The organism is Janthinobacterium lyxosi (assembly GCF_051380665.1).
GTDB lineage: Bacteria > Pseudomonadota > Gammaproteobacteria > Burkholderiales > Burkholderiaceae_D > Janthinobacterium.
The window spans coordinates 212,242-238,166 of record NZ_JBNYXM010000006.1 but is presented as its reverse complement, the minus strand read 5'-3'; the positions used below and the strand labels follow the sequence as shown (position 1 = coordinate 238,166).

The 25,925-nt window shown below is 67.1% G+C and carries 14 protein-coding genes; 9 read left to right on the top strand and 5 right to left on the bottom strand.

The genetic code is table 11. The features are described 5' to 3' along the window. Positions 1 to 2 precede the first annotated feature (2 nt). Positions 3 to 884, bottom strand: a complete 882-nt coding sequence (locus ACQ4WP_RS08350) for a LysR family transcriptional regulator (RefSeq protein WP_436519555.1) — start codon at positions 882 to 884, stop codon at positions 3 to 5. A gap of 127 nt (positions 885 to 1,011) precedes the next feature. Here ACQ4WP_RS08350 and ACQ4WP_RS08345 point away from each other — a divergent pair, with 127 nt between their 5' ends. Together ACQ4WP_RS08345 and ACQ4WP_RS08340 are read left to right on the top strand one after the other, a co-directional pair. After that, entirely contained in the window at positions 1,012 to 2,169 is a 1,158-nt protein-coding gene (locus ACQ4WP_RS08345) for an agmatine deiminase family protein (protein ID WP_436519553.1), read from the top strand. Positions 2,170 to 2,180: 11 nt separating this feature from the next. After that, complete coding sequence (locus ACQ4WP_RS08340; protein WP_436519551.1) at positions 2,181 to 3,263, top strand: agmatine deiminase family protein; 1,083 nt, start codon at positions 2,181 to 2,183, stop codon at positions 3,261 to 3,263. Between the two features lie 433 nt (positions 3,264 to 3,696). Here ACQ4WP_RS08340 and ACQ4WP_RS08335 read toward each other — a convergent pair whose 3' ends face one another. Then, a complete protein-coding gene (locus ACQ4WP_RS08335; RefSeq protein WP_436519549.1) occupies positions 3,697 to 4,758 on the bottom strand; it encodes an NAD(P)H-dependent flavin oxidoreductase in 1,062 nt (353 codons plus the stop codon). Between the two features lie 87 nt (positions 4,759 to 4,845). Between ACQ4WP_RS08335 and ACQ4WP_RS08330 the strand changes: the two genes are divergently transcribed. Beyond that, a complete protein-coding gene (locus ACQ4WP_RS08330; RefSeq protein WP_436519547.1) occupies positions 4,846 to 5,721 on the top strand; it encodes a LysR family transcriptional regulator in 876 nt (291 codons plus the stop codon). After that, positions 5,718 to 6,848 carry a YbfB/YjiJ family MFS transporter gene (locus ACQ4WP_RS08325; RefSeq protein ID WP_436519545.1) on the top strand — a complete coding sequence of 377 codons (1,131 nt, stop codon included), beginning with the start codon at positions 5,718 to 5,720 and terminating at the stop codon, positions 6,846 to 6,848. The genes ACQ4WP_RS08330 and ACQ4WP_RS08325 overlap by 4 nt, the downstream gene beginning before the upstream one ends. A 3-nt stretch (positions 6,849 to 6,851) precedes the next feature. Here the strand turns inward: ACQ4WP_RS08325 and ACQ4WP_RS08320 are convergent, their stop codons facing one another. From ACQ4WP_RS08320 to ACQ4WP_RS08310, 3 genes are read right to left on the bottom strand one after another with little or no spacing between them, the layout of a single operon-like run. Next, complete coding sequence (locus ACQ4WP_RS08320) at positions 6,852 to 7,892, bottom strand: serine hydrolase domain-containing protein (protein WP_436519543.1); 1,041 nt, start codon at positions 7,890 to 7,892, stop codon at positions 6,852 to 6,854. Continuing rightward, on the bottom strand, positions 7,883 to 8,686 hold the full coding sequence (locus ACQ4WP_RS08315; RefSeq protein ID WP_436519541.1) for an alpha/beta fold hydrolase: 804 nt from the start codon (positions 8,684 to 8,686) through the stop codon (positions 7,883 to 7,885). Before ACQ4WP_RS08315 ends, ACQ4WP_RS08320 begins: the two co-directional genes overlap by 10 nt. Beyond that, positions 8,683 to 9,699, bottom strand: coding sequence for a M14 family zinc carboxypeptidase (locus ACQ4WP_RS08310; RefSeq protein ID WP_436519539.1), 1,017 nt, complete (start codon positions 9,697 to 9,699; stop codon positions 8,683 to 8,685). The genes ACQ4WP_RS08315 and ACQ4WP_RS08310 overlap by 4 nt, the downstream gene beginning before the upstream one ends. Before the next feature lie 209 nt (positions 9,700 to 9,908). Here ACQ4WP_RS08310 and ACQ4WP_RS08305 point away from each other — a divergent pair, with 209 nt between their 5' ends. The 5 genes from ACQ4WP_RS08305 (at position 9,909) to ACQ4WP_RS08285 (ending at position 25,710) form a co-directional block, all read left to right on the top strand. Beyond that, positions 9,909 to 10,649 (top strand): hypothetical protein, encoded by a 741-nt coding sequence (locus ACQ4WP_RS08305; RefSeq protein WP_436519537.1) that lies wholly within the window; start codon positions 9,909 to 9,911, stop codon positions 10,647 to 10,649. After that, positions 10,646 to 11,221: an RNA polymerase sigma factor gene (locus tag ACQ4WP_RS08300; RefSeq protein ID WP_436519535.1), complete on the top strand. Its 576-nt coding sequence runs from the start codon at positions 10,646 to 10,648 to the stop codon at positions 11,219 to 11,221. The genes ACQ4WP_RS08305 and ACQ4WP_RS08300 overlap by 4 nt, the downstream gene beginning before the upstream one ends. Positions 11,222 to 11,229: 8 nt before the next feature. Next, positions 11,230 to 12,207 carry a FecR family protein gene (locus ACQ4WP_RS08295; protein ID WP_436519533.1) on the top strand — a complete coding sequence of 326 codons (978 nt, stop codon included), beginning with the start codon at positions 11,230 to 11,232 and terminating at the stop codon, positions 12,205 to 12,207. Positions 12,208 to 12,349: 142 nt separating this feature from the next. Beyond that, on the top strand, positions 12,350 to 25,012 hold the full coding sequence (locus tag ACQ4WP_RS08290) for a filamentous hemagglutinin family protein (RefSeq protein ID WP_436519531.1): 12,663 nt from the start codon (positions 12,350 to 12,352) through the stop codon (positions 25,010 to 25,012). After that, positions 25,009 to 25,710, top strand: a complete 702-nt coding sequence (locus tag ACQ4WP_RS08285) for a sigma-70 family RNA polymerase sigma factor (RefSeq protein WP_436519529.1) — start codon at positions 25,009 to 25,011, stop codon at positions 25,708 to 25,710. The genes ACQ4WP_RS08290 and ACQ4WP_RS08285 overlap by 4 nt, the downstream gene beginning before the upstream one ends. Positions 25,711 to 25,925 lie beyond the last annotated feature (215 nt).

Genomic DNA, 25,925 nt, shown 5'->3' with positions numbered 1-25,925 from the left:
CATTATCCCTGCGTGCGCAGCCAGTCGAACACTTGCCCGACGATGGCCGAACGGGGGTGTTCCGCCACGCCAGACAGCCACCAGGTCGCGCCGGGCACCCTGGGATAAGCGGGCAAGATGTGCAGCAGGCCGCGCGCCAGGCTGGCATCCACCAGCAGGCGCGGCAGGCAGGCGATGCCGCGCCCGTCGAGCGTGGCGTCCAGCAACAGGCGCGCATCGTCGTAGATGGCCCGCTTGCGAAAGCGCGCCAGCGGCCCCAGGAACAGGGGCGCCGTGGCGTCGCCCGTCAAGCTTTCTTCCAGGCACACCAGATCCGCGTGTAAATGATGTTCATCTTGCGGCACGCCGGCCAGCCGCGCCGCCAGTTCGCTGTTCGCCACCAGTACCCATTCATCGTGCAGCAGCGGGATTTCCTGCAAGTCCGCTTGCAAAAGGGGGCGGTCGCCGATGGCGATGTCGACGTCGATTTCGTCGACGAAGCGGGCGCTCTCATCCACCGACAGCAGCAAACACAGTTCGGGCAGCTGTGCTTCGAGTGCCCGCAACCGGGGCTGCAGCCAGCCGTGCAGCACGGGCGCCGGGCACACCAGCACCACGAGACCCGGATCGAGGTAGGTGGCGATGCGCCCCAGGCCGCTGCGCAGCACGGTCATCGAACGCTGTACGCTGCGCAGCAACACTTCACCCGCCACCGTCAGCTCTACGCCCCGCCCGGCGCGGCGGAACAGCGGCTGCTTGACCTGTTCTTCCAGCAATTGCACCTGGTGGCTGATGGCCGACTGCGTCACGTGCAGCTCGTCGGCTGCGCGCGAGAAATTGCCGTGGCGGGCCGCCGCTTCGAAACCCAGCAACAGCTTCAGAGAAGGAATGCGATGTTCTGACATATGAGAAAACCTAATGAATTAAGGCAAATCATATCATTTGTTTTCATATCTTGATCCCTCCACAATGCCGTGCATGCCAATTGGTCCGCCACGGTGCGCGGTGCTGGCTCACTTTAAAGGATGAATCATGAATACACGTCGATATTTCTTGCGCCATTGCATGGTGGGAGGCAGCGCGCTGGCCATGGGCGGCATGCTGGCCGCTTGTGGTGGCAGTGCGCCGGAAACTGGCCCGGTTGCGCCAGCGCCGCCCGTCATCAGTGGCGGCGGCATCAAGCCGGCCGACGGCTGGTGCATGCCCGACGAGGCCGAAGCGCACAGGGCGACGTGGATGGCGTACGGCGCCTCGAGCGCCGTCTGGACGCGCGCGCAAGTGCCGCAGGTGCAGCAGGCGCTGGTGCGCATCGCCAACGCCATCGCCGCTTACGAACCCGTCAACATGCTGGTGCGCCCGTTTGAACTGGCCAGCGCGCGGCAATTGCTCGATGCACGCGTCACCCTGATTCCCGCCGAACTGGACGACTTGTGGATGCGCGACACAGGTCCCGTCTTCGTGCGCAAGACAACCGGCGAACGGGCCGGCGTGAAATTCAATTTCAATGGCTGGGGCAACAGGCAGCAGTCCGGCAAGGATGGCCTGGTGGCCGACGTGGTCGCTGCCCAGGCGCAGGTGCCGCTGCTGGCCACGCGCCTGGTGCTGGAAGGGGGCGCGCTGGAAGTCGATGGCAAGGGCACGGCCATCATCACGGAAAGTTGCGTGCTGAACAGCAATCGTAACCGGGGCTGGAGCAAGGCCGACTGCGAAGCGGAACTGCGCCGCCTGCTGGGCATCCGCAAGGTGATCTGGCTGCCTGGCATCAAGGACAAGGACATCACGGATGCCCACACGGATTTCTATGCCCGCTTCGTGCGTCCCGGCGTGGTGGCGGCGCACCGCGAGATGGACCCGGAATCGTACGACTACGCGCTGACCCGCCGCCACCTGGAGATCTTGCGCGGCGCCACCGATGCCGATAATCAGCCGCTGCAGATCGTCGTCATCGATGGGCCTGAGAAAATTCGGCCTGGAAACAACCCGAACACCTTCGCCGCCGGCTACATCAATTACTATGCCACCAGCAGCGCCATTTTTATTCCCGAATTCGGCGATGCGCAAGCGGACGCCAGCGCCAGGGCGCAGTATGCGCAGCTGTATCCGGGGCGCGCCGTGATCCAGATCAATATCGACCCCATCGCGGCCGGAGGCGGCGGCATCCATTGCACCACGCAACAGGAAATTGCATAAAGGAGAACAGCATGCAACGACGACATTTCCTCTCGGGCGCCCTGGGCCTGGCGGCCGGCGCCGCCGTGGGCTTGCCCGCCCTGGCGGCAGGCGCGGGCTGGCGCATGCCGGACGAAGGCGAGCGCCACGCCGCCACGTGGATGGCCTTTGGCGCGAATGACGAGGTGTGGGGCAAGCGCCTCAAGGCGGGCGCGCAGGCGAACCTGGCGCGCATCGCGCAAGCGATTGCCAGCGTCGAACCCGTGCACATGCTGGTCAACGAGGAAGACTACGACGTAGCCGCGCGCCTGTGCGGCAACAAGGTCAAGCTGCTGGTGCAGCCCATCGACGACCTGTGGATGCGCGACACGGGACCCGTCTTCGTCAGGAAGGCGGGCGGCGCGCTGGCGGGCGTGAATTTCAATTTCAATGGATGGGGCGAAAAGCAGGACTATGACGATGATGCGCTGGTGGCTGGTTTTGTTGCCGGGCGCGCCGGCGTTGCCGTGCTGGAAAGCAGCCTGGTACTGGAAGGGGGCGGCATCGAAGTCGATGGCCAGGGCACCGCCATCATCACGGAAAGCTGCGTGCTGAATGCCAACCGCAATCCCGGCGTCGGCAAGGCACAGTGCGAGCAGGAATTGCGCCGGCTGCTGGGCATCGAGAAAGTCATCTGGCTGCCAGGTATCGCGGGCCAGGACATCACCGATGGCCACACGGACTTTTATGCCCGCTTCTGCGCCCCCGGCGTCGTCGCGGCCGGCTTTGAAAGCGACCCGTCCTCTCCCGAGCGCGCCGTCACCCAGCGCCACCTCGACATCCTGCGCAAGGCCACGGACGCCCGCGGCCGTCCGTTGCAGGTGGTGGTCCTGCCCGGCCCGGGCCATGTGCGCCCGCAATATGAAAACAAGGATTTCGCCGCCGGCTACATCAATTTTTATGTCTGCAACGGCGCCGTGCTGTGCCCCGAATTCGGCGACGCGACAGCCGACCGCAACACGAAAGCCATCTTGCGCGAACACTTCCCCGGGCGCGACATCGTGCAGTTGAACATCGACGCCATCGCGGCCGGTGGTGGCGGCATCCACTGCACCACGCAGCAGCAGCCGGCGTGAGCGTGGACGGGCCGAGGGGAATCGGCTGCTTTCCTGGCGCGCGTCTCGTGTAAGATTCGCCAGCCGGCGCCGTTATGCGCTCACAAGAATGGGAAGAAAATGAATAGCTGGTCTCCTCGCACCGTCCGCGGACTGCTTTTTTGGGTATAGGCATGTGTGCTTTCAAATTGCAGCCAGTGATGACTGCAGCCTTGGCAAGCTCATTATTCTGGTCCGGCTTGTCGCAAGCGGGATTGAGTCTGGTCGGCATGGTCAGCCTGGCTGCTGGCGTTTATTTGCTGGCGACTCGGTATAAAAAATAAGATACGGGGCAGTCATCTGTCCAATGGTAGCCGCGCCCGGCAATCCCGTCTCGCATGCCTGCGCCATGCACAGGCCCTCAAGCCATCCCGGCGGCGTTGCAGGTCAACGCCATCCTGAAATCAGCGCACCATCAGCGTGCCATTTCCCGCGCCAAGGTGGCCACCAGCTGCGCCGCCTCCATTTCCCGCGCCAGCGGCGCGCCCTGGCCGGCCCATAGCGCGGCAAATTCGCTGTCGACGTGCTGGCTTGCTAGCGCGTTCAGTTGCTTGGCGGCATCGTAGGCGACGGGATAGTCGGCCGGCGGCGGGCTGCCTGGCGCTTCGCCATGTTCGATCAGGCGGTTCACCATGCCGCGCGCCAGGCGGCCCGAGAGCACGCTGGTCAGGCGGGTGGCCGCCGCCCGCCCGCTTTTCAGCTTGGCGCGGTAGCCCGCATTGGCTGACGATTCCGGGCACAGCACGAACGCCGTGCCCAGCTGTGCGGCCACGGCGCCCAGGTCCAGCGCGGCGCGGATGCCTGGGCCATCCATGATGCCGCCGGCGGCGATGAGGGGCAGGGTGGTGCTGCCCGCCAACAGGCGCAGCAGCACGGCAGTGCTGTGGCGCTCGTCCGGCGCTTGCGGGTCGAAGACGCCGCGATGGCCGCCCGCTTCCACGCCTTGCGCCACGATGGCGTCGACACCCGCCTGTTCGATCAGCGCCGCCTCGCGCAGATTGGTGGCCGTGGCCATGGTGTAGATGCCGGCCTGGCGCAGGGCGGCGATTTGCTGCGCCGTCGGCAAGCCGAAATGAAAGCTGACGACGGCGGGACGCTGTTCCAGCAACAGGGCGAATGCCGCCTCGTCGCCGATAAAGGTTTGATAGATCTCGTCGAGTTCCACTGGCACAGCCGCGCCCAGCTCCGCAAACAGGGGCGCCAAATGGGCCAGCCAGCCGGCCTCGCGCCGCGCATCCCTCACTGCGGGGGCGTGGCAGAATACATTGATATTGAAGGGCTTGGCCGTCAGCGCGCGCGTGTCTTCGATCATCTGGCGCGCCTGCGCCAGCGTGCCGGCACCGATGCCCAGCGAACCGAGGCCGCCCGCATTCGAGACGGCGGCGGCCAGGCGTGGCGTGGAGACGCCCGCCATCGGCGCCTGGATGATGGGAAACTGCAGGCCGAGGCGGTCGAGAAAGCGCTGGATTGAAGTCATGATGTTTCTTTCATCAAGTTGAGGATGCTGTATTTGATTCGTATTTTGAGAATATAATAGCACAATCATTTTCAACGAGAGAATACGATGGACTCGGAATCATTGCGGATTTTTTGTGCCGTGGCCAGTGAGCTGAGCGTCACCCAGGCCGCAGCCAGGCTGGGCCGCGCACCGTCCAGCGTCACCACGCGCATCCAGCAGCTGGAAGCCGATATCGGCGCCGAACTGTTCGTGCGCAAAAATAAACGCATGGCCCTGACGGCGGCGGGCGAGCGCTTTCTCGAGTATGCGCAGCGCCTGCTGGCGCTGGCGGAAGAGGCCCGGCATGTGGTCACGGGCGGGCGCGAAGGGGGCACCTTGCGCGTCGGCAGCATGGAAAGCACGGCGGCCAGCCGCCTGCCGGCGCTGCTGGCCGTGTATCACGCCCGCTATCCGGCGACGCGCCTGGCGCTGAGCACGGGGCCATCGCGGCCCCTGATCGAGCAGGTGCGCACAGGCTTGCTCGACTGCGCTTTTGTCGCATTGCCGCCGTCGTTCGGCGGCGGCGCCGCCTTGGCGGAGCTGGGCCTGGCATCGACAGCCGTGTGGCGCGAGGAACTGTGTTTGCTGCTGCCGGCCAGCGAAGGGCAGGCGCGCCGCGCCGTGGATGTGCGCACGCGCTCGCTGGCGGCGTTTCCGCAGGGATGCACCTACCGCAGCATCGCCGAAGATTTGCTGGGCATGGCCGGCAGCACGCAGTGGCGGGTGCAGGAGCTGAGTTCGTATCACACCATGATCGCCTGCGTGGCGGCCGGCGCCTGCGTGACCCTGCTGCCGGCCAGCGTGCTGGCGCTGTCCGATGCGCCAGCTGCCCTGAAGACGCTTTCCGCAGGGCAAGCCGACACTCTGCTGGTGTGGCGCGCGGGATTCGACGTGCCCGCCTTTCAACATTTGCGGGCGCAAGTGGGCGAGGTGGCGCCGTGAACGCGGCCGCCAGGCTGCGCGCGGCCATCGCCGCGGCGGCCATCCTCGCCATCGGCATGGGCTTCGGCCGCTTCGCCTTCACGGCCATCTACCCGCACATGCTCGGGGAGGGCGTGCTGACCTTGCGCGACGGCAGCCTGGCCGCCTCGGCCAACTATGCCGGTTACTTGCTGGGCGCCATCCTGTCCATGCGCGCACGGGCTCACAGCGCGCACCGGCTGTGCCTGTGGTCCGTGGCCGGTACGGCGCTGTGCCTGGGCGTGCTGGCCTTGACTATGCCCGTCTGGCTCATCGTGGCGGTGCGCGGCGTGGCGGGCGTTTTCAGCGCCCTGGCCATGGTGGCTGCCTCCTTGTGGCTGCTGGAACAGCGCCGGCATGCGCGCGGCGCGCCGCTGCTGTACGCGGGCGTGGGCGCAGGCATTGCCGTGTCGGCTGAATTGCTGGTGCTGGCATCGCACCTGGGCTGGCACAGCGCCGGCATGTGGCTGCTGCTGGCCGGTGTCACCGTGCTGGTGGGGCTGGCGGCTGTGCCCGCCATTGCCGCCAGTGGCCAGGCGACCCCGGATGCGCCGCCGCAATCTGCCGCATCGGCGTTGGCACCGGTGGCGCCCTGGCCGCTGGTGCTGATCTATGGGCTGGCTGGGCTCGGCTATATCGTCACGGCCACGTATTTGCCCGTGCTGGTGGGCGCGGCCTTGCCCGAGCTCAATTCCGCCCACGTGTGGGCCGTGTTCGGCCTGGGCGCGGCGCCCTCGTGCTTCCTGTGGCACCGGCTGCACGAGCGCCTGGGCACGCGCCGGGCGCTGCGGCTGAACTTGCTGCTGCAGGCGCTGGGCGTGGCCTTGCCCGTGCTGGCGCCCTCGGCCGCCGGTTATCTGCTCAGCGCCATCCTCGTCGGCGGAACCTTTGTCGGCACGGTGACCATCGCCATGCCGGCCGCGCAACGGGCCGCGGGCAAGGCAGGCGCCAACATGATGGCCATCATGACGGTGGTGTATGGCGTGGGGCAGATCGTCGGCCCCGTGCTGGCGGGCAGCCTGTATGCGCAGTCGCACAGTTTCAACAGCGCACTGTTGGCGGCGGCCGGCGCGTTGCTGCTGGCCATCGTTGTGAGCTTGCGGCTGTAAAAATCAGAGACCGAATGCGCAACGCATGAAGTCGCCCCGCAGCTGATTGACCCTGGCGGAATCGCGCGTGTAGTACAGCTTGTTCGTCAGCAGCACGGCATAGCGGCCGCGCCGGGGGCTGAGCCACAGCGCGGTGCCGGTGAAGCCCAGATGGCACCAGACGTCGTCTTCCGGCTCAGTACCTGCCGCCGGGTGCCAGAACAGGCCACGCGAGGGAGTCAGCGTGCCCGTCTGCACCGTCAGCGAGGCGCGCACCCAGTCGGCGTCCAGCACATCGCCGTGTCGTCCCGCTTGCGGCGCCAGCATCGCCCGCAGGAAGCGCTGCAGGTCAGGTACGTTCGAAAACAGCCCGGAGATGCCGCACACGCCGCCCAGCAGCCGGGTCGAGAAATCATGCGTCACGCCGGAAAGGTGGGCGCCCGCCTGCTCGCAATACTCGGTCGGCGCGACCTGCTTGCCATGCGCAGCTGCCAGCGGGCCGAAGCCCGTGGCGGCCATGCCCAGTGGCCGTAAAATGTGTTCTTCAAGCACATGGTCCAGTGGCAGGCCCAGCAGCCGTTCAATGACCAGGCCGAGGATCAGGGCCGCACGGTCCGTGTATTCCACGGCCTGGCCTGGCGTGCCTTCCAGCGGCTCGCGCAGCACGCCGCGCACGATATCGTCGTACACCTCGCCATAGCTGGCGCGCAGGCGGGCGCGCAGCGGCAAGCCGGCCGTATGGGTGAGCAGCTGGAAAATGGTGATGGGCGCCAACGCGTATCCTGTCGTGCCGGGCAGCACGTCGGCCAGGCGGCTGTCCAGGCGCAGGCGTTTCTGGTTCACCAGTCTGCCGATCAGTGACCAGACGCCGATGATCTTGGTCAGCGACGCGATGTCGAACAGGGTGTCGACTTGCATCGCGGCACTGGCGGGCTCGGGCGTGAGCCGTCCGGCCGCGCCCGCCACGCTATGGTGGACGGTGCCCACGGCCCAGGCCGCGCCTGGAAAAATGTGTTCGTGCACGCCGGCTTGCACCAGTTCTGCCAGTTGCCCTGTTATTTGCATGATGATTGTGCTGTTGTCGTCCTGTCATGATCTGTCACGTCCACCCCCAGCCAGCGCGCCACCGATTGCGCCACCCATTCCCCCTCGTCCAGCGGCAAGTCGTGGCCCGCGTCGCGGTGGATCAGGCAGTCCGCCTGCCAGGCGCGCGCCAGGCGCTGCGAGCAGCGGTGGTCGACCAATTGGTCTTGCGCGCAGGCCATCACCAGCACGGGCATGGCGGGGCGGCTGGCGGGGGCGTGGTAGCGGGCGGCCGACAGCAGCTGGCGCAGCGCGTTGCGCCGGCTGACGGGGTATTGCTGTTGATATGCACACCAGTCGGCCAATAGCGTGGGGTTGCCGCCGGCATGCCTGCGGCTGGTCAGGCGCAATATCAGCGCTTCCTGGCTGCCTGTGTCGCCCAGCAGCAGCTGGCGCAGCAGGGCGCCGTAGTTTTGCCAGCGCAGGCGCCGGTAAAACGGATTGAATGGCCGCATGCTGGTGTTGAGCAGCACGCAGCGCGCGATTTCCTGCGGGTAGCGGCTAGCCCATTCCACGGCCACCATGCCGCCCAGCGACAGGGCCAGCAAGTGGTACGGCGCGGGGATGCCCCGCGCCAGCAGTTCCTGGCGGCAGTCTTCCACCATGGCGGTCACGCGGGTGGCGCTGTCCTGGGCGTGGCGCCTGCCATTGCCGGGCAAGTCGGGCGTGACGATGTTGGCGCCGGGCAGGGCGCGCGCCAAGGTGGCGGGAAACTCGCCCCAATGGCGCTGTTCGCGCATCAGGCCGCGCAATAAAATCCAGGTGTGCGGCGTCATGATTCATACCATTGCATGAGCGCGCGCCGGCGCTGCGCCTTGCGCAGCAAGCCTTCCGGCATCCAGCGGCCGTGGCTGCTGGCGGCGCGCATGAGGAAATCGAACCAGACCAGGTGCCGCCGCAGCACGCGCTGCAAGCGGTGCGCGGCCGTGGGGTTGAAGATGCTGACCCGGTTGAACAGCTGGCGCGGGTTTTTCTTGACCCACAGCCACGAGCCCATTTCCAGCGTCAGCGGCAGGAACACGCGCCCGCTGTAACTGGTGCCGTTCAGGTACAGATAGTCCCACAGGTCGCCATGCGTGCGATATTGCCGGCTTTGCGGCTCGAACACATAGTTGTGGTTGGGGTAGCTCTGGCTGAACAGCTCTTCCAGCGCGCCGATCTCGGCCAGGTGCTCTATCGGCACCTTGGTATGTGCATGGGGAAACCAGATGCGGTCGCGCAAGCCGAAACCGGAATGGCAATCGAGGGCGATGCTGAACTGGCGCGACAGCAGTTCGCGCTCGACCAGGTCGCACACGGCCTGGCTTTCCGCCTCCATCGGCCCCTCCGCCGCCCCCCGGTACCAGGGCAGGCGGGCGCTGTAGCGCTGTCCTCCCAGCATGAACGGGACTTTTTCGCGCGCGCTCAGCGGCGCGTTGCGCATCAGGTCCACGCCGCGCGGATTGCAGCGCGTGGCTTGCCACATGCCGCCCGGATTGACCAGCGGCATGAACACCAGGCGCATGCTTTCCAGCTGCTGATGCAGGGTGGCGTCCCAGCGCAGGCGCGCGATCAGGCTTTCCAGGAAGGACAAAAGCACTTGCGTGCCGATGCGTTCGAGGCCGTGGATGCCGCCAAAAAAGCCCAGCACGGGCACGTCGGGGCTGGGGTTGCCCAGCGCGATTGTGTACACGGGAAATTCGCGCCCATCCATGGCGATGCTGCAGGGCGCGGCCACTTCCAGGTGGCTGCCGCCCTCGTCGATGAGGCGTTTCAGCATGACCAGCTCGGGCAGATTCTTTTCGATCATCAGGCGTCTGAAAGGGAAAGTGACAGCCAGTGTAGCCGAAATAGTTACCGCACCAGACGTCCCGCATGGCGAAATATATGGATGGCAAGCATGTCACGAAGCCGTCATTTTTTCTGTGTAGGCTATTGCAGTTGACGCAAGAATTGTTACTTGGTAATGCCTTGTTTCCACGCAGTTCCACCCTCACACGATAGCGACACGATAGCGATATGACAGGCAGCCCGGCATCCGTCCATGTGCTCGCGCTGGCAGGATACCTGGTACTGCTGGGTTTCCTTGCCGCGGTGGGGCCGGTGCGGGCGCAACCGGCCGAGGGTCCCGTGCTGCAGTTCGATATTGCCGCGCAAAACCTCGGCGATGCGCTCGACCTGTACAGCCGCCGCACGGGCATCGCCGTGCTGATGGACCAGCGCTACGCGCAGCGCCAGTCGGCCGCCGTGCGCGGCGCGTATGCGGCGGGCGCGGCCCTGCAAGTCTTGCTGGAGGGCACTGGCCTGCTATCGCGCCTGTCCGACGCGCAAGCCGTCATCGTGTATGCCCCGGCAAGCGCCTCTGCGACTGTAGCGGACTTGCCACAGGCCGCCGTCGTGGCCGCCGCCGACATACCCGGCGCCCTGCAGGGCGGCAGCGACCATGCGGCCTATGTGAGCCGGCTGCAGCATGTGCTCCTGGGACTGCTGTGCCGCGCGGCGCAAACGCGTCCCGGCGGCTACCGCCTGGCGCTGCAGCTGTATCTGAACCGCGCCGGCGTGGTGGACCGCGTGCACCTGCTCGACAGCACGGGACTGCGCGCGCGCGATACTGCCATCGCGCGCCTGGTGCTGGGCATGAGAGTGGGCGCGGGACCCTCGCCGTCGATGCCGCAGCCCGTCTCCATCCTGTTGCTGCCGCAAGGGCCGGGCAGCGAAGTCGATTGCGCCCCCAAGACAGCGGGTAGAAACGCCCCATGAGCATGCCCGACCTGCGCACCAAGCTCAAACGGCACCTCAGTTCGCGCTACGCCGTGCTGCGCTGGCGCCTCGAACGGGTGGTCGGCTGCAAGCACAATGCGGCCGATGCGCTGCAGGAAACCTGGCTGCGCCTCGAAGCGATGGTCGCACCTGGCCCCGCCGCCGCGCCCATCCACAATCCCGACGCCTATCTGCTGCGCATGGCGGCCAATATCGCCACCGATGCCTACCGCCGCGACCACATCATCGTCACCGAGCGCGAACGCGAAGAGCTGATGCACATGGCCGACGAGGCCGGCGACGACATCAGCGACCCCGCGCGCATCGTCTCGGCGCGGCTCGACGTGCAGGCGCTCGACGTGGCGCTGGCGGGCCTGTCGCCACGCCGTCGCGCCATCCTGACGGCGGCGCGCATCGACGGCATGCTCAATGCAGAGATTGCCGAGTGCTTCGGCATTTCCGTGGCGATGGTGAAGAAAGAATTGCAGGCCGCCATGCAACACTGTAAAACGTGCATGGCCGACGCCGAGGCCGCCCAGCGCAGCGATGTGTCGGGCCGCCGTAAATATTGATGAATCCCATGACTGCTCCTGACCGCGATCCACGCGACCCTCTAGATCATCCCGACGGCGACGCTGCCATCGGCCAGCAAGCCGCTGCCTGGTGGGCGCGGCTGCGTTCCAACGATTTTACGCAGACCGACGCCGATGCCTTGCGCGCCTGGTGCGCGCGCAGCCCCGAGCATGCGCGCGCCTGGCGCGAACTGCAACAGCTGTGGCAGGCTCTAGCCCCCGCTTTGACCTGCGCCGCCGCCGCGCCACAGCGGGCGAACGTGCTGGCCTTCCCGGCGCGCCCCGGGCGGCGCGCCTTCCTCGGCGGCGCGCTGGCGGCCGGCGTGGCCGTGCTGGCCTTGCGCCCACCGCTGGGGGCCTGGCCGTCGCTGCAGGAATTGAGCGCCGACTACCGCACGGGCACGGGTGAGCAGCGGCAAGTAGCCCTGTCGCAGCAGATGACGGTGCAGATGAATACGCAGACGCGCATCAATGTGCGCGCCCACGAATCGATCGAACTGCTGGGCGGCGAGGCGGAAATCCTCGCCAGCGGCGCGCGCCAGCCCGTCACGGTGCTGGCGGGGGCCGGGCGTTTGCTGGCGCAGTCGGCCCGCTTCAATGTGCGCCACACGGACGACGCCGTTTGCGTGACTTGCCTGGCCGGTGCCGTGGACGTGCTCTGGCAACAGCGGCGCCAGACCCTCGATGCGGGTCAGCAACTGGTGTATGACGAGCGGGGCGCGCAGGCGGCCACGGTCGCGCCGGAGGAGGCGAGCGCCTGGCGCACGGGCGCGCTGTCGTTTGTCGGCAAGCCGCTGGCCCAGGTAGTCGATGAAATCAACCGCTACCGGCCCGGCCGCGTGCTGCTGCGCAATCCCGAACTGGGCCGCCGCCTGGTACGCATGCGCTTTTCCATCGGGCAAACCGATGGCGCGCTGGCGATGATACGCGACCTGTATGGGGCGCAAATGACCAGCTTGCCAGGTGGCATCGTCTTGCTGAGCTGATTCCGGGCTTCTCTGCGGGAGCTGGTTAAAATATTTTTCAAAAAACATTATCCCTTCCGCCATCGAGCTACGTCATGGAGGCATGGACGTCTGCGCCACCGCCAGGCTCCGTTCCCTACTCTCTAGCCAGGAAACCATTGCCATGACCAAGCTTCACACTGCCCAGCGCCCAGTCCCGAACGTTGACACGGGCGCGCAGCGGTCCTCCACGCTGGGCAGCCGCTTGCGGCTCACGCCGCTCGCTTACGCACTGACCACCATGCTGATGGCGGGCGCCTTTGCCACGCCGGCGCGCGCGCAGCAGGCGTTCAGCGGCGGCTGGTTCGCGGCCAAGGGCGCGGCGCAAAATACGGCGGCCAGCTCGGGCCGCCTGCCGAATGGCCAGCCGCTGCCGCCGGGTAGCCGGCCCGAGGGCCAGCGGGCGAATGAACCGTTACAGCGCTCGCTCAACAACCTGAACCTGGCCGCGCGCGCCATCGCCGCGCAGCAAGCGGCCCAGGCGCAGGCGCGCCAGGCGGCGACCGGCGTGCCCGGCGCAGCCGATGGTCTAGTGAAAGGCGGCTTGCAGGTCGACACCAACAGCCTGACGGCCGGCTGGCTCAACGCCCAGGCGCCCGTGCAGACGGTGGCGGCGGGCAAGACGGCCGTGGTGGTGCAGCAGACGGCGGACAAGGCCATCCTGAACTGGGAAACGTTTAACGTGGGCAAGGACACGACCCTGACGTTCCAGCAGCAAAAAGACTGGGCCGTGCTGAACCGCGTCAACGATCCGCAAGCGCGACCCAGCCAGATCCAGGGCCAGATCAAGGCCAATGGCACGCTGCTGCTCGTCAACCGCAACGGCATTGTGTTTACCGGCACGAGCCAGGTCGATACGCGCAGCCTGGTGGCGGCCGCGGCCCGCATCGGCGACACACAATTCCAGAAGAACGGCATCTACAGCCCCGGCACGGCCGGCGCCACGACGTTCACCGATGCGGCCGGCAAGGTACAGGTGCAGGCGGGCGCGCGCATCGCCAGCAATGCGCCCAAGGGCAGCACGGAAGGCGGCGGCTATGTGATGCTGTTGGGCAAGGAAGTCCACAATGGGGGCGAGATCAGCACGCCCAAGGGTCAGGCCCTGCTGGCCGCCGGCGACAGCTTTAACATTAAAAAAGGCGTGGGTACGGATGGCAATCCGCTGTCGAGCACGCGCGGCAGTGAAGTCATGCCGCAGTTCGCGGCCGGCAGCTCGGCGGGCAAGGTCGTCAACACGGGCCTGATCCAGGCGCGCGAAGGCGACATCACCCTGGCTGGGCGCACGGTACAGCAGGACGGCGTGCTGCTCGCGTCCACCACCACGGCCACGCGCGGCACCATCCACCTGAACGCGCTGGGCAGCGACGCGGCAGTGACGCTGGGACGCGGTGCCACCACGGCCATCCTGGTCGAAGACGACGGCAAGACCACGGCGCTCGACAGCCAGCGCGACGCCATGCGCGGCCCGGCCGTGACGTCGACGGAAAATATTCTCGCCGTGAACGACCGCCGCGACCAGTCGCGCATCGAGATCGGCAGCGCCGGCACGGTGGAATTCCTCGGCGATTCCCTGACCGTGGCCACGGGTGGCCAGATCGCCGTCAACGCCGCCAGCCGCAGCCTTGTGCGCGACGGCGCCCAGCTCGACGTCTCCGGCGCCGTGGGCGTCAAGGTTGCCATGGCGGCCAACAATGTCGAAATCAACGTGCAGGGCAACGAGCAGCGCGATGCGCCCGTCAACCGTGACGGCAAGGCCTTGATCAACAACAATATATGGGTCGACCGCCGCAAGCTGGTGTTCGTACCGAAGGGCACGAACGGCTACGACAGCGACCGCTGGTACACGGCGGGAGGCTTGCTGGAAGTGGCCGGTTACCTGGGCACGCAGGGCCATTCCGTCAGCGAGTGGATGGCGCAGGGCGGCACCGTCAGCTTCGGCGGCAAGGATGTTGTCACGCAAGCCGGCTCCGGCATCAACCTGTCGGGTGGCACGCTGGACGTGCAGACGGGCGCGCTGCGCCAGACCTGGCTGAAAGGCGCGGACGGCAAGCTATATGAAGCGGGCAGCGCGCCCGCCGACCTGCAGTATGCGGGCGTGTACAAGGGTTACGAGGAAGAACACGCGCGCTGGGGCAAGGAGGCCAGCGCCTTCTACGCCAATCCCCTGATCGCCGCGCAAAAACGCCTGGAAAACGGCTACACGGTGGGCCGCGACGCGGGCAAGCTGGTGGTCGCCACCGCTTCGGCCGTGCTGGAAGGGGGCATCGCGGGCGACGTCTTCCAGGGCGAGCGCCAGGTACAGGCGCCGCAGGCGCTGCTCGACGGCTACCAGCAGTCGCAACTGGCGGCCGCGCAGCGGGGGCAATTGATCGTTGGCCAGTATCAGCCGATGTTCGACAAGCGCACGGGCGTGCTGCAGCATGCGCTGTCGGCCGTCATGGATGAGGTGCGCCTGACGCGCGTACAGGACGGCATCGCCGCCGGCCTCGACGTAACAGGCGCGCTGGCGCCGGAACGTGAGGGCAGGCTGCTGCTCGACACCAACTTGCTGAACAATCAGCAACTGGGCGCCATCCGCCTCGCAGCCAAGGGAGCAATCATCGTCGACAGCGCGCTGCAGGTGGCCGATGGCGGCAATATCACCCTGTTCGGCAAGGACGTGGCCATCAATGCCAGCCTGCGCAGCCATGGAGGCAGCATCATGGCCGGCAATGTACTGAACCAGATCGGTGCGCCGGGCATGGCTGACACATTCGTCAATCCGGGCGCGTCCTTGGGCAAGCTGGTGCTGGCCGATGGCGTCAGCCTCGACACCAGCGGTTTGCTCAGTAACGTGCTGCGCGACCCGCTGGCCGCCGCCGGCCTGCCGTACCTGAACGGCGGCAGCGTTTCCCTGCGCGCGGTTGGCGACGTGCGCATCGGCAATGGCAGCCTGATCGACGTGAGCTCGGGCGCGGCCATCCTGGCGCAGGCGAAACAGCAGGGCGGCAAGGGCGGCAATCTGACCCTGGCCAGTTATGGCGCGCAGGCCGACCTGGCGCTGGGCGAAGGCGCGCAAGTGCGCGGCCACGGCGTGGCGGGCGGCGGCAAGCTGGAATTGCAGGCGAACAAGATACTGGTCGGCCCAGCCGATACCGCACAGAAAGGCACACTGCAGCTGGGCGGCGACTTCTTCGACAAGGGCTTTTCCAGCTATAGCCTGCTCGGCAAGCAGGGCTTGACTGTAGCCGATGGCACGCAGGTGGATGTGCGCATGCCCGTGCTGCGCGTGGTGGACAATGAAAAACTGGCCCTGTGGACGCCGGAGCAATACACGGAAAATGCGCTGAAGGGCACCTTGACCCAGCGCAAGGGCGCCAGCCTGGCCTTGCAGGTGGGCGATATCCGGTCCGGCGCGGCCGACATGGCCAGCGCCGAACTGCTGATCGGCAAGGGCGCCGTGGTGAATGTCGATGCGGGCCAGGCCATCAAGCTGTCCAGCGTGGGCCAGCTGACGGTGGAAGGGCGCTTGAACGCCTGGGGCGGCAAGATCAGCCTGGGCGGCGTGGGCGTCGACGTGAATGTGTCCGAAGCGGTGGAAGCGGCCGGCCATGGCCGTTCCCTGTGGATAGGCGAGAACGCCGTGCTCGACGTGGCGTCGCGCGCCGTCACGGCCACGGACGTGCAGGGCCGGCGCTACGGCAAGGTGATCGATGGCGGCAGCATTGTCGTCGGCGGCGAAATCAACCATGCGCAGGGCAGTACCTCGGCGGCCAGCCTGTTTGTCGTCGTGCGCGACGGTGCCGTGCTGGACGCTTCCGGTGCGCACGCCGTGCTGGACGTGAATGGCGCAGCGCTCGATGTGGCCAGCGCGGGCGGCAGCATCGCGCTGGCGTCGAACAATGGCTTGTACCTCGATGGCCAGCTGCTGGCCAGGGCGGGCGGCACGGGCGCGGCGGGCGGTACCCTGTCTGTTGCCACGGGCGCGCCCGAATACCGCAAAGTGCTGGCCACGCCCAGGGTGCTGCAGGGACGCCAGCTGAGATTGACGCAGCACCAGGTCGCCAGCGACCTGGCCGATGGCGTCAGTGCGCAGGAGGCGGCTCAGGACGGGGCGCAAACGCTGCAGTACGGCCATGGCCGCTTGTCCGTGGACCAGGTGGCAGCGGGCGGTTTCGGCAACCTGGCCCTGCTGGGCGCCGCCTCCTTCGATGGAGACGTGTCGCTGACGCTGCAGCAAAGCTTCCAGCTGTACGGTGCGCCCATGCTGTCGCCTGGCAGCAAGCCTGGCGCGAAGGTCAGCATCGCGGCGCCGTATGTGCGCCTGGCCAGCATCAAGCCCGTCGGGCGCGATTTCTATACGGCGCCAGGCAGCGCGGGGCAGTCGCCGGTCGCCCGCCAGATCGGCATAGCGGGTGACCTGATCGACGTGCGCGGCATGGTCTCCATCCTGGCCGACGACGTGCGTCTGAGCAGCCGCGGCGACCTGCGTTTCCTGCTGTCCCCGCTGGGCTGGGATGGCAATCAAGCGTCGACGGTGCTGTCCTCGCCGGGCGACATGACCCTCAGTGCGGCCCAGCTGTATCCGGAAACGGGCGCCGGCGCCGCCGTGCGCGTTGGCTCTGGCTTGGTCGATGGAAAGCTCGGCTACGACCCCGCGCGCAGCCTGAACATTTCTCGCACGACCGATGGCGTGCCAGCCATGCCGTATTCCGCCTTCGGCTCGCTGGAACTGGAGGCCGCGCATATCGAGCAGGGCGGCGTGGTGCGCGCGCCGCTGGGCCGCCTGGCGATCGGCGCGGCCCGCTATGACAATGACAAGAGCCTGAGCGTGAATCTATTACCTGGCAGTATCACCTCCGTCAGCGGCGCCGGCCTGGTCATGCCGTACGGCGGCACCGTCGATGGACAGGCCTGGAATGTGGATGGCAAGCTGGCCGCCTTCCTGGGCGTGGGCGGCTTCAGTGGGCAGGGCGGCTTGCGCGTCGGCGTGCAAATGGCCGGCGTGGCCGTGGACGTGCGGTCGGGCGCGCTGCTCGATCTGTCCGGCGGCGGCGAACTGATGGGCGCCGGTTTCATCGCCGGCCGCGGTGGTTCCACCGATGCGCGCACCCATCCACTGGTACAGGTGGGCGCGCACGGCGGTTTCGTGTTGCCTGGCCTGGCGACCAATCCTGTGTACGCCATCGTGCCGGGCGTGCAAACGCCGCAGGCGCCTGTGGGTGGCGAAAAGGGTGCTGCCGATGCGGCCGTGGGCCGGCAGGTGAGCATAGGCAATGGGGTGCCGGGCCTGCCCGCCGGCACTTACACCCTGATGCCCTCGACCTATGCCTTGCTGCCGGGCGCCTTCCGCGTCGAATTGAACGGCCTGGCGGGTCAGGGCAGTGCAGGCACACTGGCGCAGCAGCTGCGCAACGGTTCCTGGGCCGCGCCCGGCACCCTGTCGATTGCCGGCACGGATATCCGCGCGCCGCTGGCCAGCCAGCTGATACTCACGCCAGCCAAGGTCTTGCGCACGTATTCCCAATACAATGAAACGGGCTATGCCGCATTTGCCCTGGCCGATGCGCAGACGCGCGGCATTCCCCGGGCAATGCTGCCGTCCGATGCCAAGACGCTCAAGCTGACCCTGGCGCAAGATGGCGGCCTGGACACATTCCAGTTCAATGGCACCGGCAAGTTCGCCGCAGCCGAGGGCGGCTATGGCGGCACCGTGATGCTGGGATCGAGCAATGTCTCCAATGGCGAGATTGAAATTCTCGCCGATGGCGCGCCGGCCACCAGCGGCGCCGGGCTGGTCAGCGTGCGCGCCTCGAGCCTGAATAATATCGGTGCGGCCCGCATTGTGGTGGGCAACACACCCACGGTGGCATACGGCCAGGGCGGCAATTACGTGAACTTCGGCGTTCAATCGGCGACTGCCATCTACCTGCGCGCGGGAGCCGTCCTGTCGGCGCCCGAGGTATTCCTGGTGGCCCAGGACCCGGGCAATTATGAGTTTGGCGATGGATTGATCGATATCGCGCCCGGCGCTGGCATCAGCACCCTGGGGCGCGGCAAGGCCGCGTATGACGCCAACGACGGCTTCATCTACAATACCCGCGCGGACATGCACGTGCTGGCCGCGTCGAACGGCTTGCTCAATGTGGCGCCGGTCGGCGGAGCGGCGCGTGGCGGCATCCGCATCGGCGTGTGTGATTACGCTTGCGCCGGCACCAGCACCAGCACAGCGAGCCTGTACTCGGAAGGCACCTTGCTGCTGTCGACGAATGGCAGTTTCCAGTTGGACGACTCGGCCCGCTACGGTACGCGCAACCTGAGCCTGTCCGTGGGCGCCATCAACATGGGCAACAGCGAAGCGCTGGCGGCGGCGCAGGCCAGCGGCACGCGGTCCAGCGGCCTGGCCCTGAACCAGGGCGTGCTGGACCGCCTGCTGCGCGGCGATACCAGCACGGGCGCACCGGCGCTGCAGGCGCTGATGCTGAGTGCGGCAGACGGCGTCAATTTCTATGGCGACGTGGTGCTCGATACCTACGACAAGAGCACGGGAAAATCCACCCTGGAGCGCCTGGTGCTGACCACGCCGGCCATGTATGGCCAGGGCGGCGCCGATGCCGTGGCCACCATCCGCACGGCTAAGCTGATCTGGGGCGGCGCGCTGTCGCCAGCAGGCAATATCATTGCGCATGGCGCCGGCACGGGCAGCGGCACCCTGAACCTGGAAGCGGAACGCATCGATTTCGGCTTCGGCCCGTTCACGCAACCGGCCGGCGTCGCCTCGTTCGACCGCCTGGCGCTGGGCTTTGCCACCGTCAACCTGAAAGCGTCGGGCCAGGTCACGGCCAACCACAAGGGCAGCCTGTCCGTCTACCAGACGCAGGGCGCATATGAAACGGGCAAGGGTGTCCAGTACAGCGGCGGCAAGCTGAACATCATCACGCCGCTGCTGACGGGCGACGCTGGTTCCGCGCACAGCTATATGGCGGGTGGCGCGCTGACGGTGGCGGCGCCGGCCGGCGCGACGCCAGCGGCTGCCGTCAAGAACAACGACGGACTGGGCGCCCAGCTGACCTTGCAGGGCGACAGCGTGACTGTGGCGACAGCCGTGGTATTACCTAGCGGCAAGCTCACCGTCAACGCGCAGCACGACATCACCGTGGCCGACGGCGCGCGCATCGACATGGCGGGCCGCAAGAGCACCTTCTTTGACGTGGATAAATACAGCTGGGGCGGCGACGTCACCCTGGACAGCAGCGCCGGCGATATCCGCCAGGCTGCGGGCAGCGTGATCGACCTGTCGGCCGAGAACAACCGCGCCGGCAGCTTGAAGGCCGTGGCCCTCGATGGCGCGGCCGGCATGGTGGATTTGCAAGGCAAGATCCTCGGCGGCGCCAGCGGCAGCTACGATGCGGGCGGTACCGTGGTGCCATACAAGAAGGGCAGCGTGGACGTGCGCGCGCAGACGCTGGGCGCGGGCGGCACCCTGGACAGCCAGTTCGCTACGCTGAACACCCGCCTGACGGAAGGCGGCGTGACGGGCGGGCGCAGCTTCCAGTTGAAACAGGGCGACTTGACCATCGGCAATGAGCTCAAGGCGGGTGAAGTGCAGGTGGCCGTCGACAGCGGCCGCCTCACCGTCGCTGGCGTGATCGACGCCAGTGGCGAGCGCGTGGGCAGCATTCGCCTGGCGGGCAAGCATGGGCTGACCTTGGCCGGCAATGCCGTGCTCGACGCACATGGCACCGTCTTGCGCGTCGACAGCTATGGCAAGATCATCGACAGCCCGAACCGGGCCATGGTGGAACTGAACGCGGGCGAGGGCACATTGGACCTGGCCGGCGGCGCGCAGATCGACCTGCGCCACGGCACGGCGGCCGTGGCCGGCAAGGGCAAGGGCGAATATGACGGCACCTCGCGCGGCACGGTGGAGCTGAGCGCGCCACGCCTGGGCAGCGGCGGCACCCGCACGGATGCCGACGCCGCCACCTTTGGCGACATCGCCATCGCGGCCGGCGGCGGCTTGACCATCCGCGGCGCGAAATCCATCGCCGTCAACGCCATGCAGCGCTATGACGACGCGGCCTACGCCATGGCGCCGGACGCGAATGGCGTGCTGGTGCCGGATCTGTCGGCCAGCGGCCGCCCCTACCAGGTGATCAATCAGGCGTATCTCGACAGCAAGCATGCGGACAGCACGTCCTTCATCGAGGCGGCGCTGGCCAACACGAACTTGCGCAACGGCAAGCTGGCGGGCTTGACGACGGCCGCGTATGCCGATGCGCTGCATTTGCGTCCCGGCGTCGATATCGTCAGCAAGACGCCGGACGGCGACCTGGTGGTGCAGGGCGACCTGGACCTGTCGGGCATGCGCTACGCCAGCCTGAATCCGCGCTTCCAGCAGACGGGCGTGCGCGGTTCGGGCGAGGTGGGCAGCCTGCTGCTGCGCGCCGGCGGCGACCTGAGCATTTACGGCAGCATCAACGACGGCTTCGCGCCGCCGCCCGCCACCAAGGATGACAAAGGCTGGGTCTTGCTGCCGGGCCGCGACATCAATGGCAGCGACGTCATCGTGCCGGGCAAGGGCGTGATCGTGGCCGACGGCACGCTGTTCCCGGGCGGCATCGCGCTCAACTACGATTTGCCCGTCAAGGGCTTCAATCTGGGCGCGAATACCCGCCTGCCCGCGGCCGTGACCTTGGACGAGGCCGTGACCTTGCCGGCCGGCACGGTGTTGGCGGCGGCCGTGCGCGACAGCGCCGGCAACATCATCCATGCGGCCGGCAGCCTGCTGGCCACGGCGCAAACCTTGGACGCCGGCATGCGCCTTGACGCAGGCAGCGTGCTCAAGCAACCGGTGAAAGTGGGCGCCATGACCTGGCCTAAGGGCGTGCCGCTGCCTGGCGTGGCAGGCGAACGCTCCAGCTTCATGCTCAACGGCAACCTGGCGCTGGCCGTGGGCGCATTGATCCCGTCCGGCACTGACGTCAAGCTGATGCCCAATGTGCAATCGATCCAGCTGCGTCCGGAAGTGGCGGGCAGCCAGGGCAAGCTGTGGGCCATCGCGCCCATGCTGGCCGAAGGCTCGCAAGCGTGGGGCTTGCGCCTGGTGGCGGGCGCCGCCCTCGATGCGGCCGACACGCGCAGCGTGCAGGCGCATCCCGCCCACGGCACCCTGCGCCTGGCCGACAGCCATTACGGCATGCACGGTATCCTGGTGCCGCCGAAGGGCGTGCAGTACTGGACCAAGGAAGCGCAGGAACTGGGCGAGCGGGAGAACATCCCCGGCATCGTGGCGGGCGAACCCATCACCGAAGAATTCACCAGCCAGTTCGGCCAGACTGTCGAGGTATTCTGCGCCAACGACCCGAGCATGTGCGTGCTGAAGGTGGCATACGTGTGGACCAAGGCAGGCGCCGAAGAGTTTGCGGACCCAAGCGTGAAGGCGGGCGACCTGCTCGACCCCGTGGCATTAGGCTGGCCAACTTTATGCGAGGAATATCCCACCTGGTGCGGCACCTCCAGTCCCACGTTTGACTACAAGGCGTCCAGCTTGCGCTACAGCGTGCTGCGCACGGGTACGGGCGATTTGGACCTGGTCAGCGGCGGCGACCTGCGCATGGACAGCCTGTACGGTGTGTACACGGCCGGCATGTCGTCTACGGCGACGTTGCCAGGCGACCCGTTCAACCAGGCACGGGCGCGCAATGCCGACGGCAAGGTATTGAACAATCCGGACGGCGAGCATGAACACCTGGTCGATGGCGGTGCCGATAGCATTTACCGTGCCTGGTACCCCGACCAGGGTGGCAATCTGCTGCTGAAGGTTGCGGGCGACCTGACGAGTTCTTTGTTGAGCCGCAGTGCCGCAACCAATTTGCGTCCCGTCACCGCGGACGCGGGCTATGACAGCACGGCCGTGGGCAACTGGCTGTGGCGCCAGGGCAGCGGTGGTCTCGCCATCGGCGGCCTGGCACAGCCGGTGGCATGGTGGGTCAATTTCGGCACCTATGTTGGCCGCAGCACCCTGGCAGACGACGTCCTGGGCTTTACGGGTTTCGGCACCCTGGGCGGCGGCAATCTGCGCGCCGACGTGGCGGGCGACGCCGGCGTGTTGGCGTTGGCGCAGGGCAGCAGCTATGACGCCAATATCAATACCCGTTCGCAGGGCTTGCTGCTGGCCGTGGGTAGCACGGGCCGCGTGAATGCCGATGGCAGCATGCGGCTGACGGGCGGCGGCGACCTGGACCTGCGCGTGGGCGGCGCCATCAACCCGGCGGGCACGCCGGGCGGCAGCCACATGAATGGCGCCCTGGTCGACTTGCGCGGCCATGCGGAAACGTCGGCCGCGCAACTGGGCAGCCTGGTGCTGCAATATGGCACACGAAATACCGATCATGCACCGAAAGAAACACGCGCCTACGATGCCTTCACGGCCACGCGCGCCACGCCACGGGGCGGCATGACCCTGGTGCCGGGCGACGCCACGTTCAGCGTGGCGACCCTGGGCGACCAGGTGCTGCAAGATGTGGCCGACCCCGGCCGCGTACTGATGGTCAACCCGACCTCGGCGCTTGCGCCATCCGGCGAACTGGGCGTCGGCTACAGCTGGTTCAGCCTGTGGACGCCGCACACGGCGCTCGACCTGTTCTCCGCCGGCGGCAATCTGACGCCATTGACGGCGTCGATCGGAACGGAAACCGACTTCGCCACCATCTACCCATCCATCGTGCGCGTTGCCGCAGCGCATGGCAGCCTGTACTACGGCAAGACGATTGTGGACACAAATGCTGCCAACAGCTATGCCGCACCATTGCTGCTGGCGCCTACACCGAATGCACAACTGCAGTGGCTGGCCGGTGATTCCATCTATGCGGGCGGTTTTGCCATCGGCCAGTCCGGCGCGGCAGCGGACAGCATGGCGACGCCGTTCAAGCCCGCCTATCTCGCCTTGACCCCCAATTCGTGGGCGACCGGTCCGCTGGCCAGCAATCTGTCCAGTACGGGAGCGCCGGCCACGGTAGAAAAATATCCGCTGTTCGCCTTCGGTCCCGATTCGGCCGCCGGCCCTGGCAACAGCGGCACGCAGGCGGCCCGCATCTATGCCGTCAAGGGCGACCTGGTCGGTGTCAACGTCGGTCGCATCGTCGAGTTCTACGACGCCAAGCATGCGGGCATCACCTGGTATGAGGGTGCGCAACCGGTCTGGATGAAGGCCGGGCGCGACATCGTCAGCAGCGGCACGGCGCTGCTGGAAGGCGTGGGAGGCAGCGAGGGCGGCATGATGTTCAACAACAGCAGCAACCTGTTCGTGCATAACAACGCCTACGACGTATCGCTGGTCTCGGCCGGGCGCGATATCCTGAATAGTTCCTTCAACGTGGCCGGCCCCGGCACGCTCGATATCAGCGCCGGGCGCAATATCCTGATGCAGGACAAGGGCAGCGTCGTCAGCCTCGGCCCCATTGTGCAGGGCGACAAGCGTGCGGGCGCCAGCATTGCCATGCAGGCGGGCGTGGGCGCGGCCGGTCTCGACTACCTGCGCTTCGTCAAGCCCTACCTCAACCCGGCGAACGTGGCGCAGACGGGCGTGCCGCTGGCCGACCAGGCTGGCAAGGTCGTGAAATCGTACGAGAGGGAGCTGGCTGCGTGGCTCGGCGAGCGCTACGGCTTCAAGGGCACGCCCGCCGAAGCGCAGGCCTTTTATCTGGCCTTGCCCGAGCCGCAGCAGCGCGTGTTTGCCCGTAATGTGTATTTCGCCGAACTGAAGGCGGGCGGACGCGAGTACAACGACTGGGACAGTTCGCGCTACGGCAGTTTTTTGCGCAGCCGCAACGCCATCGCGGGCCTGACGCCGGCCACTGACTCCAGCGGCAAGGCGATTGCCTATGTGGGTGACATCGTCATGTACCGCGGCACGTTTGGTCTCTACAACCCGGACTCGGGAAGAAACGACCGCATCGTTCCCCGCAGCGGCTACGTGCATACCAACTTCGGCGGCGACATCCAGCTGCTGACGCCAGGCGGCAAGCAGGTGTTCGGTATCGAAGGCGAGGCGCCGCCGTCGACCTCGGGTGTCATCACCAAGGGCGGCGGGAATATCGAGCTGTTCTCGCACGGCAGCATCCTGCTGGGCCAGAGCCGCGTCATGACCACGTTTGGCGGCGATATCCTGGGCTGGTCCTCGGAGGGCGACATCAACGCGGGGCGTGGTTCGAAGTCGACCATCGTCTACACGCCGCCCAAGCGCGTGTATGACAACTGGGGCAACGTGACCCTGTCATCCGACGTGCCGAGCACGGGCGCCGGCATCGCCACCCTGGCGCCGATTGCCGAAGTGCCGGCCGGCGACGTAGACTTGCTGGCGCCGCTGGGCACCATCGACGCGGGCGAGGCGGGCATCCGCGTCTCGGGTAACGTCAACCTGGCCGCGCTGAAGGTGATGAACGCGGCGAACATCCAGGTCAAGGGCGAAGCCAAGGGCATGCCGACGGTGGCATCCGTCAACGTGGCTGCCATGACGAACGCCAGCGCCGCCGCCACGCAGGCGACGGCGGCGGCGCAGGACGTGGTGCAGCGCGAACGCGCCGCCACCCGTTCGGCGCAGCCATCCGTGTTCACGGTGCGCGTGCTGGGTTTTGGCAGCGACGCGCCGCCTGACAGCGCGCAAGCGATGCCGCAGGACGGCGCGCGCATCGAGGCGGCCGACTACAACCCGCGCAGCGCCGTGCGCGTGCTGGGCCTGGGCCCGCTGCCGGAATCGGCCACGCGCCAGTTGACGGCGCAAGAGCGCAGCAGGTTGTCGCCATGATGGCCCGCTTGGCCGAACCCTTGCCTTTGCGCGCGGCCGGCATGGCCTGGTGCCGGCCCGCCATCCGGCCCCGTCTGCGGGCGGCCAACGACATGGCGCCAGCGTCGTTGCCGGGGCAGGGCAGGCAGATGCAGGCTGTGCTGGAAAGCAATTACCGGGGCTTGCACCGGCGCCTGACGCGCCACCTGGGTTGTGCCGAGCTGGCCAGCGACAGCCTGCACGATGCCTGGCTGCGCCTGGGGGCGCTGGCGGCGGGCGATGGGGCGCCGCTGGCGCACAGCCCCGTCGCCTATGTGTTTCGCGTGGCTTGCAATGCGGCCATGGACAGCCTGCGCCGCAACCGCGCCTGGCTGTATGCGGACGAGGGCGACGACGAGGCTGGCCTGGTCGATTTCCTCGCCGATACGGCGGCGGGGCCGGAACGCCTGGCCGAGCTGCATGCCGACGTGCGCCGGCTGGCGCAGGCTGTCGACTTGCTGCCGCGGCGCCACCAGCAAGTGCTTGAAGCGTTGCGCGTGGACGAGCTGAGCCGCCAGGAGGTGGCCGAACGGCACGACATGTCGCTGCGCAATGTCGATACGGCCCTGCGCCAGGCGCTCGACCATTGCGCCCGCCACACGGGCCATGCGGCGCTGGGCGGCGTCGGCACGACCCGGCGCAGCCTGAGACTGAACGTTCGTTCGCGTACAGACGCGTAAATCTCCTGCCGCCAGACTAAGTAATCATCAGGAAATTATTGTGAATTTATGACGAACAGAACCGGATGCTATGCAAGGCGCCCACTGCGACGCAGTGCGAGCACTGCTAGCAGCGGGCAACGCCGCAGAGCGCCGGTTATGGAAGTCAGAAATCACAATAATTTATTGGGGGTTACTTAGCACTTCGGGCCTGCATGCGCCCACCCAGCCAGTCC

Bases quoted from the DNA above. Each gene is read 5' to 3' on its own strand.
- ACQ4WP_RS08350 (WP_436519555.1), bottom strand. From the start codon at position 884: ATGTCAGAACATCGCATTCCTTCTCTGAAGCTGTTGCTGGGTTTCGAA.
- ACQ4WP_RS08345 (WP_436519553.1), top strand. From the start codon at position 1,012: ATGAATACACGTCGATATTTCTTGCGCCATTGCATGGTGGGAGGCAGC.
- ACQ4WP_RS08340 (WP_436519551.1), top strand. From the start codon at position 2,181: ATGCAACGACGACATTTCCTCTCGGGCGCCCTGGGCCTGGCGGCCGGC.
- ACQ4WP_RS08335 (WP_436519549.1), bottom strand. From the start codon at position 4,758: ATGACTTCAATCCAGCGCTTTCTCGACCGCCTCGGCCTGCAGTTTCCC.
- ACQ4WP_RS08330 (WP_436519547.1), top strand. From the start codon at position 4,846: ATGGACTCGGAATCATTGCGGATTTTTTGTGCCGTGGCCAGTGAGCTG.
- ACQ4WP_RS08320 (WP_436519543.1), bottom strand. From the start codon at position 7,892: ATGCAAATAACAGGGCAACTGGCAGAACTGGTGCAAGCCGGCGTGCAC.
- ACQ4WP_RS08315 (WP_436519541.1), bottom strand. From the start codon at position 8,686: ATGACGCCGCACACCTGGATTTTATTGCGCGGCCTGATGCGCGAACAG.
- ACQ4WP_RS08310 (WP_436519539.1), bottom strand. From the start codon at position 9,699: ATGATCGAAAAGAATCTGCCCGAGCTGGTCATGCTGAAACGCCTCATC.
- ACQ4WP_RS08305 (WP_436519537.1), top strand. From the start codon at position 9,909: ATGACAGGCAGCCCGGCATCCGTCCATGTGCTCGCGCTGGCAGGATAC.
- ACQ4WP_RS08300 (WP_436519535.1), top strand. From the start codon at position 10,646: ATGAGCATGCCCGACCTGCGCACCAAGCTCAAACGGCACCTCAGTTCG.
- ACQ4WP_RS08295 (WP_436519533.1), top strand. From the start codon at position 11,230: ATGACTGCTCCTGACCGCGATCCACGCGACCCTCTAGATCATCCCGAC.
- ACQ4WP_RS08290 (WP_436519531.1), top strand. From the start codon at position 12,350: ATGACCAAGCTTCACACTGCCCAGCGCCCAGTCCCGAACGTTGACACG.
- ACQ4WP_RS08285 (WP_436519529.1), top strand. From the start codon at position 25,009: ATGATGGCCCGCTTGGCCGAACCCTTGCCTTTGCGCGCGGCCGGCATG.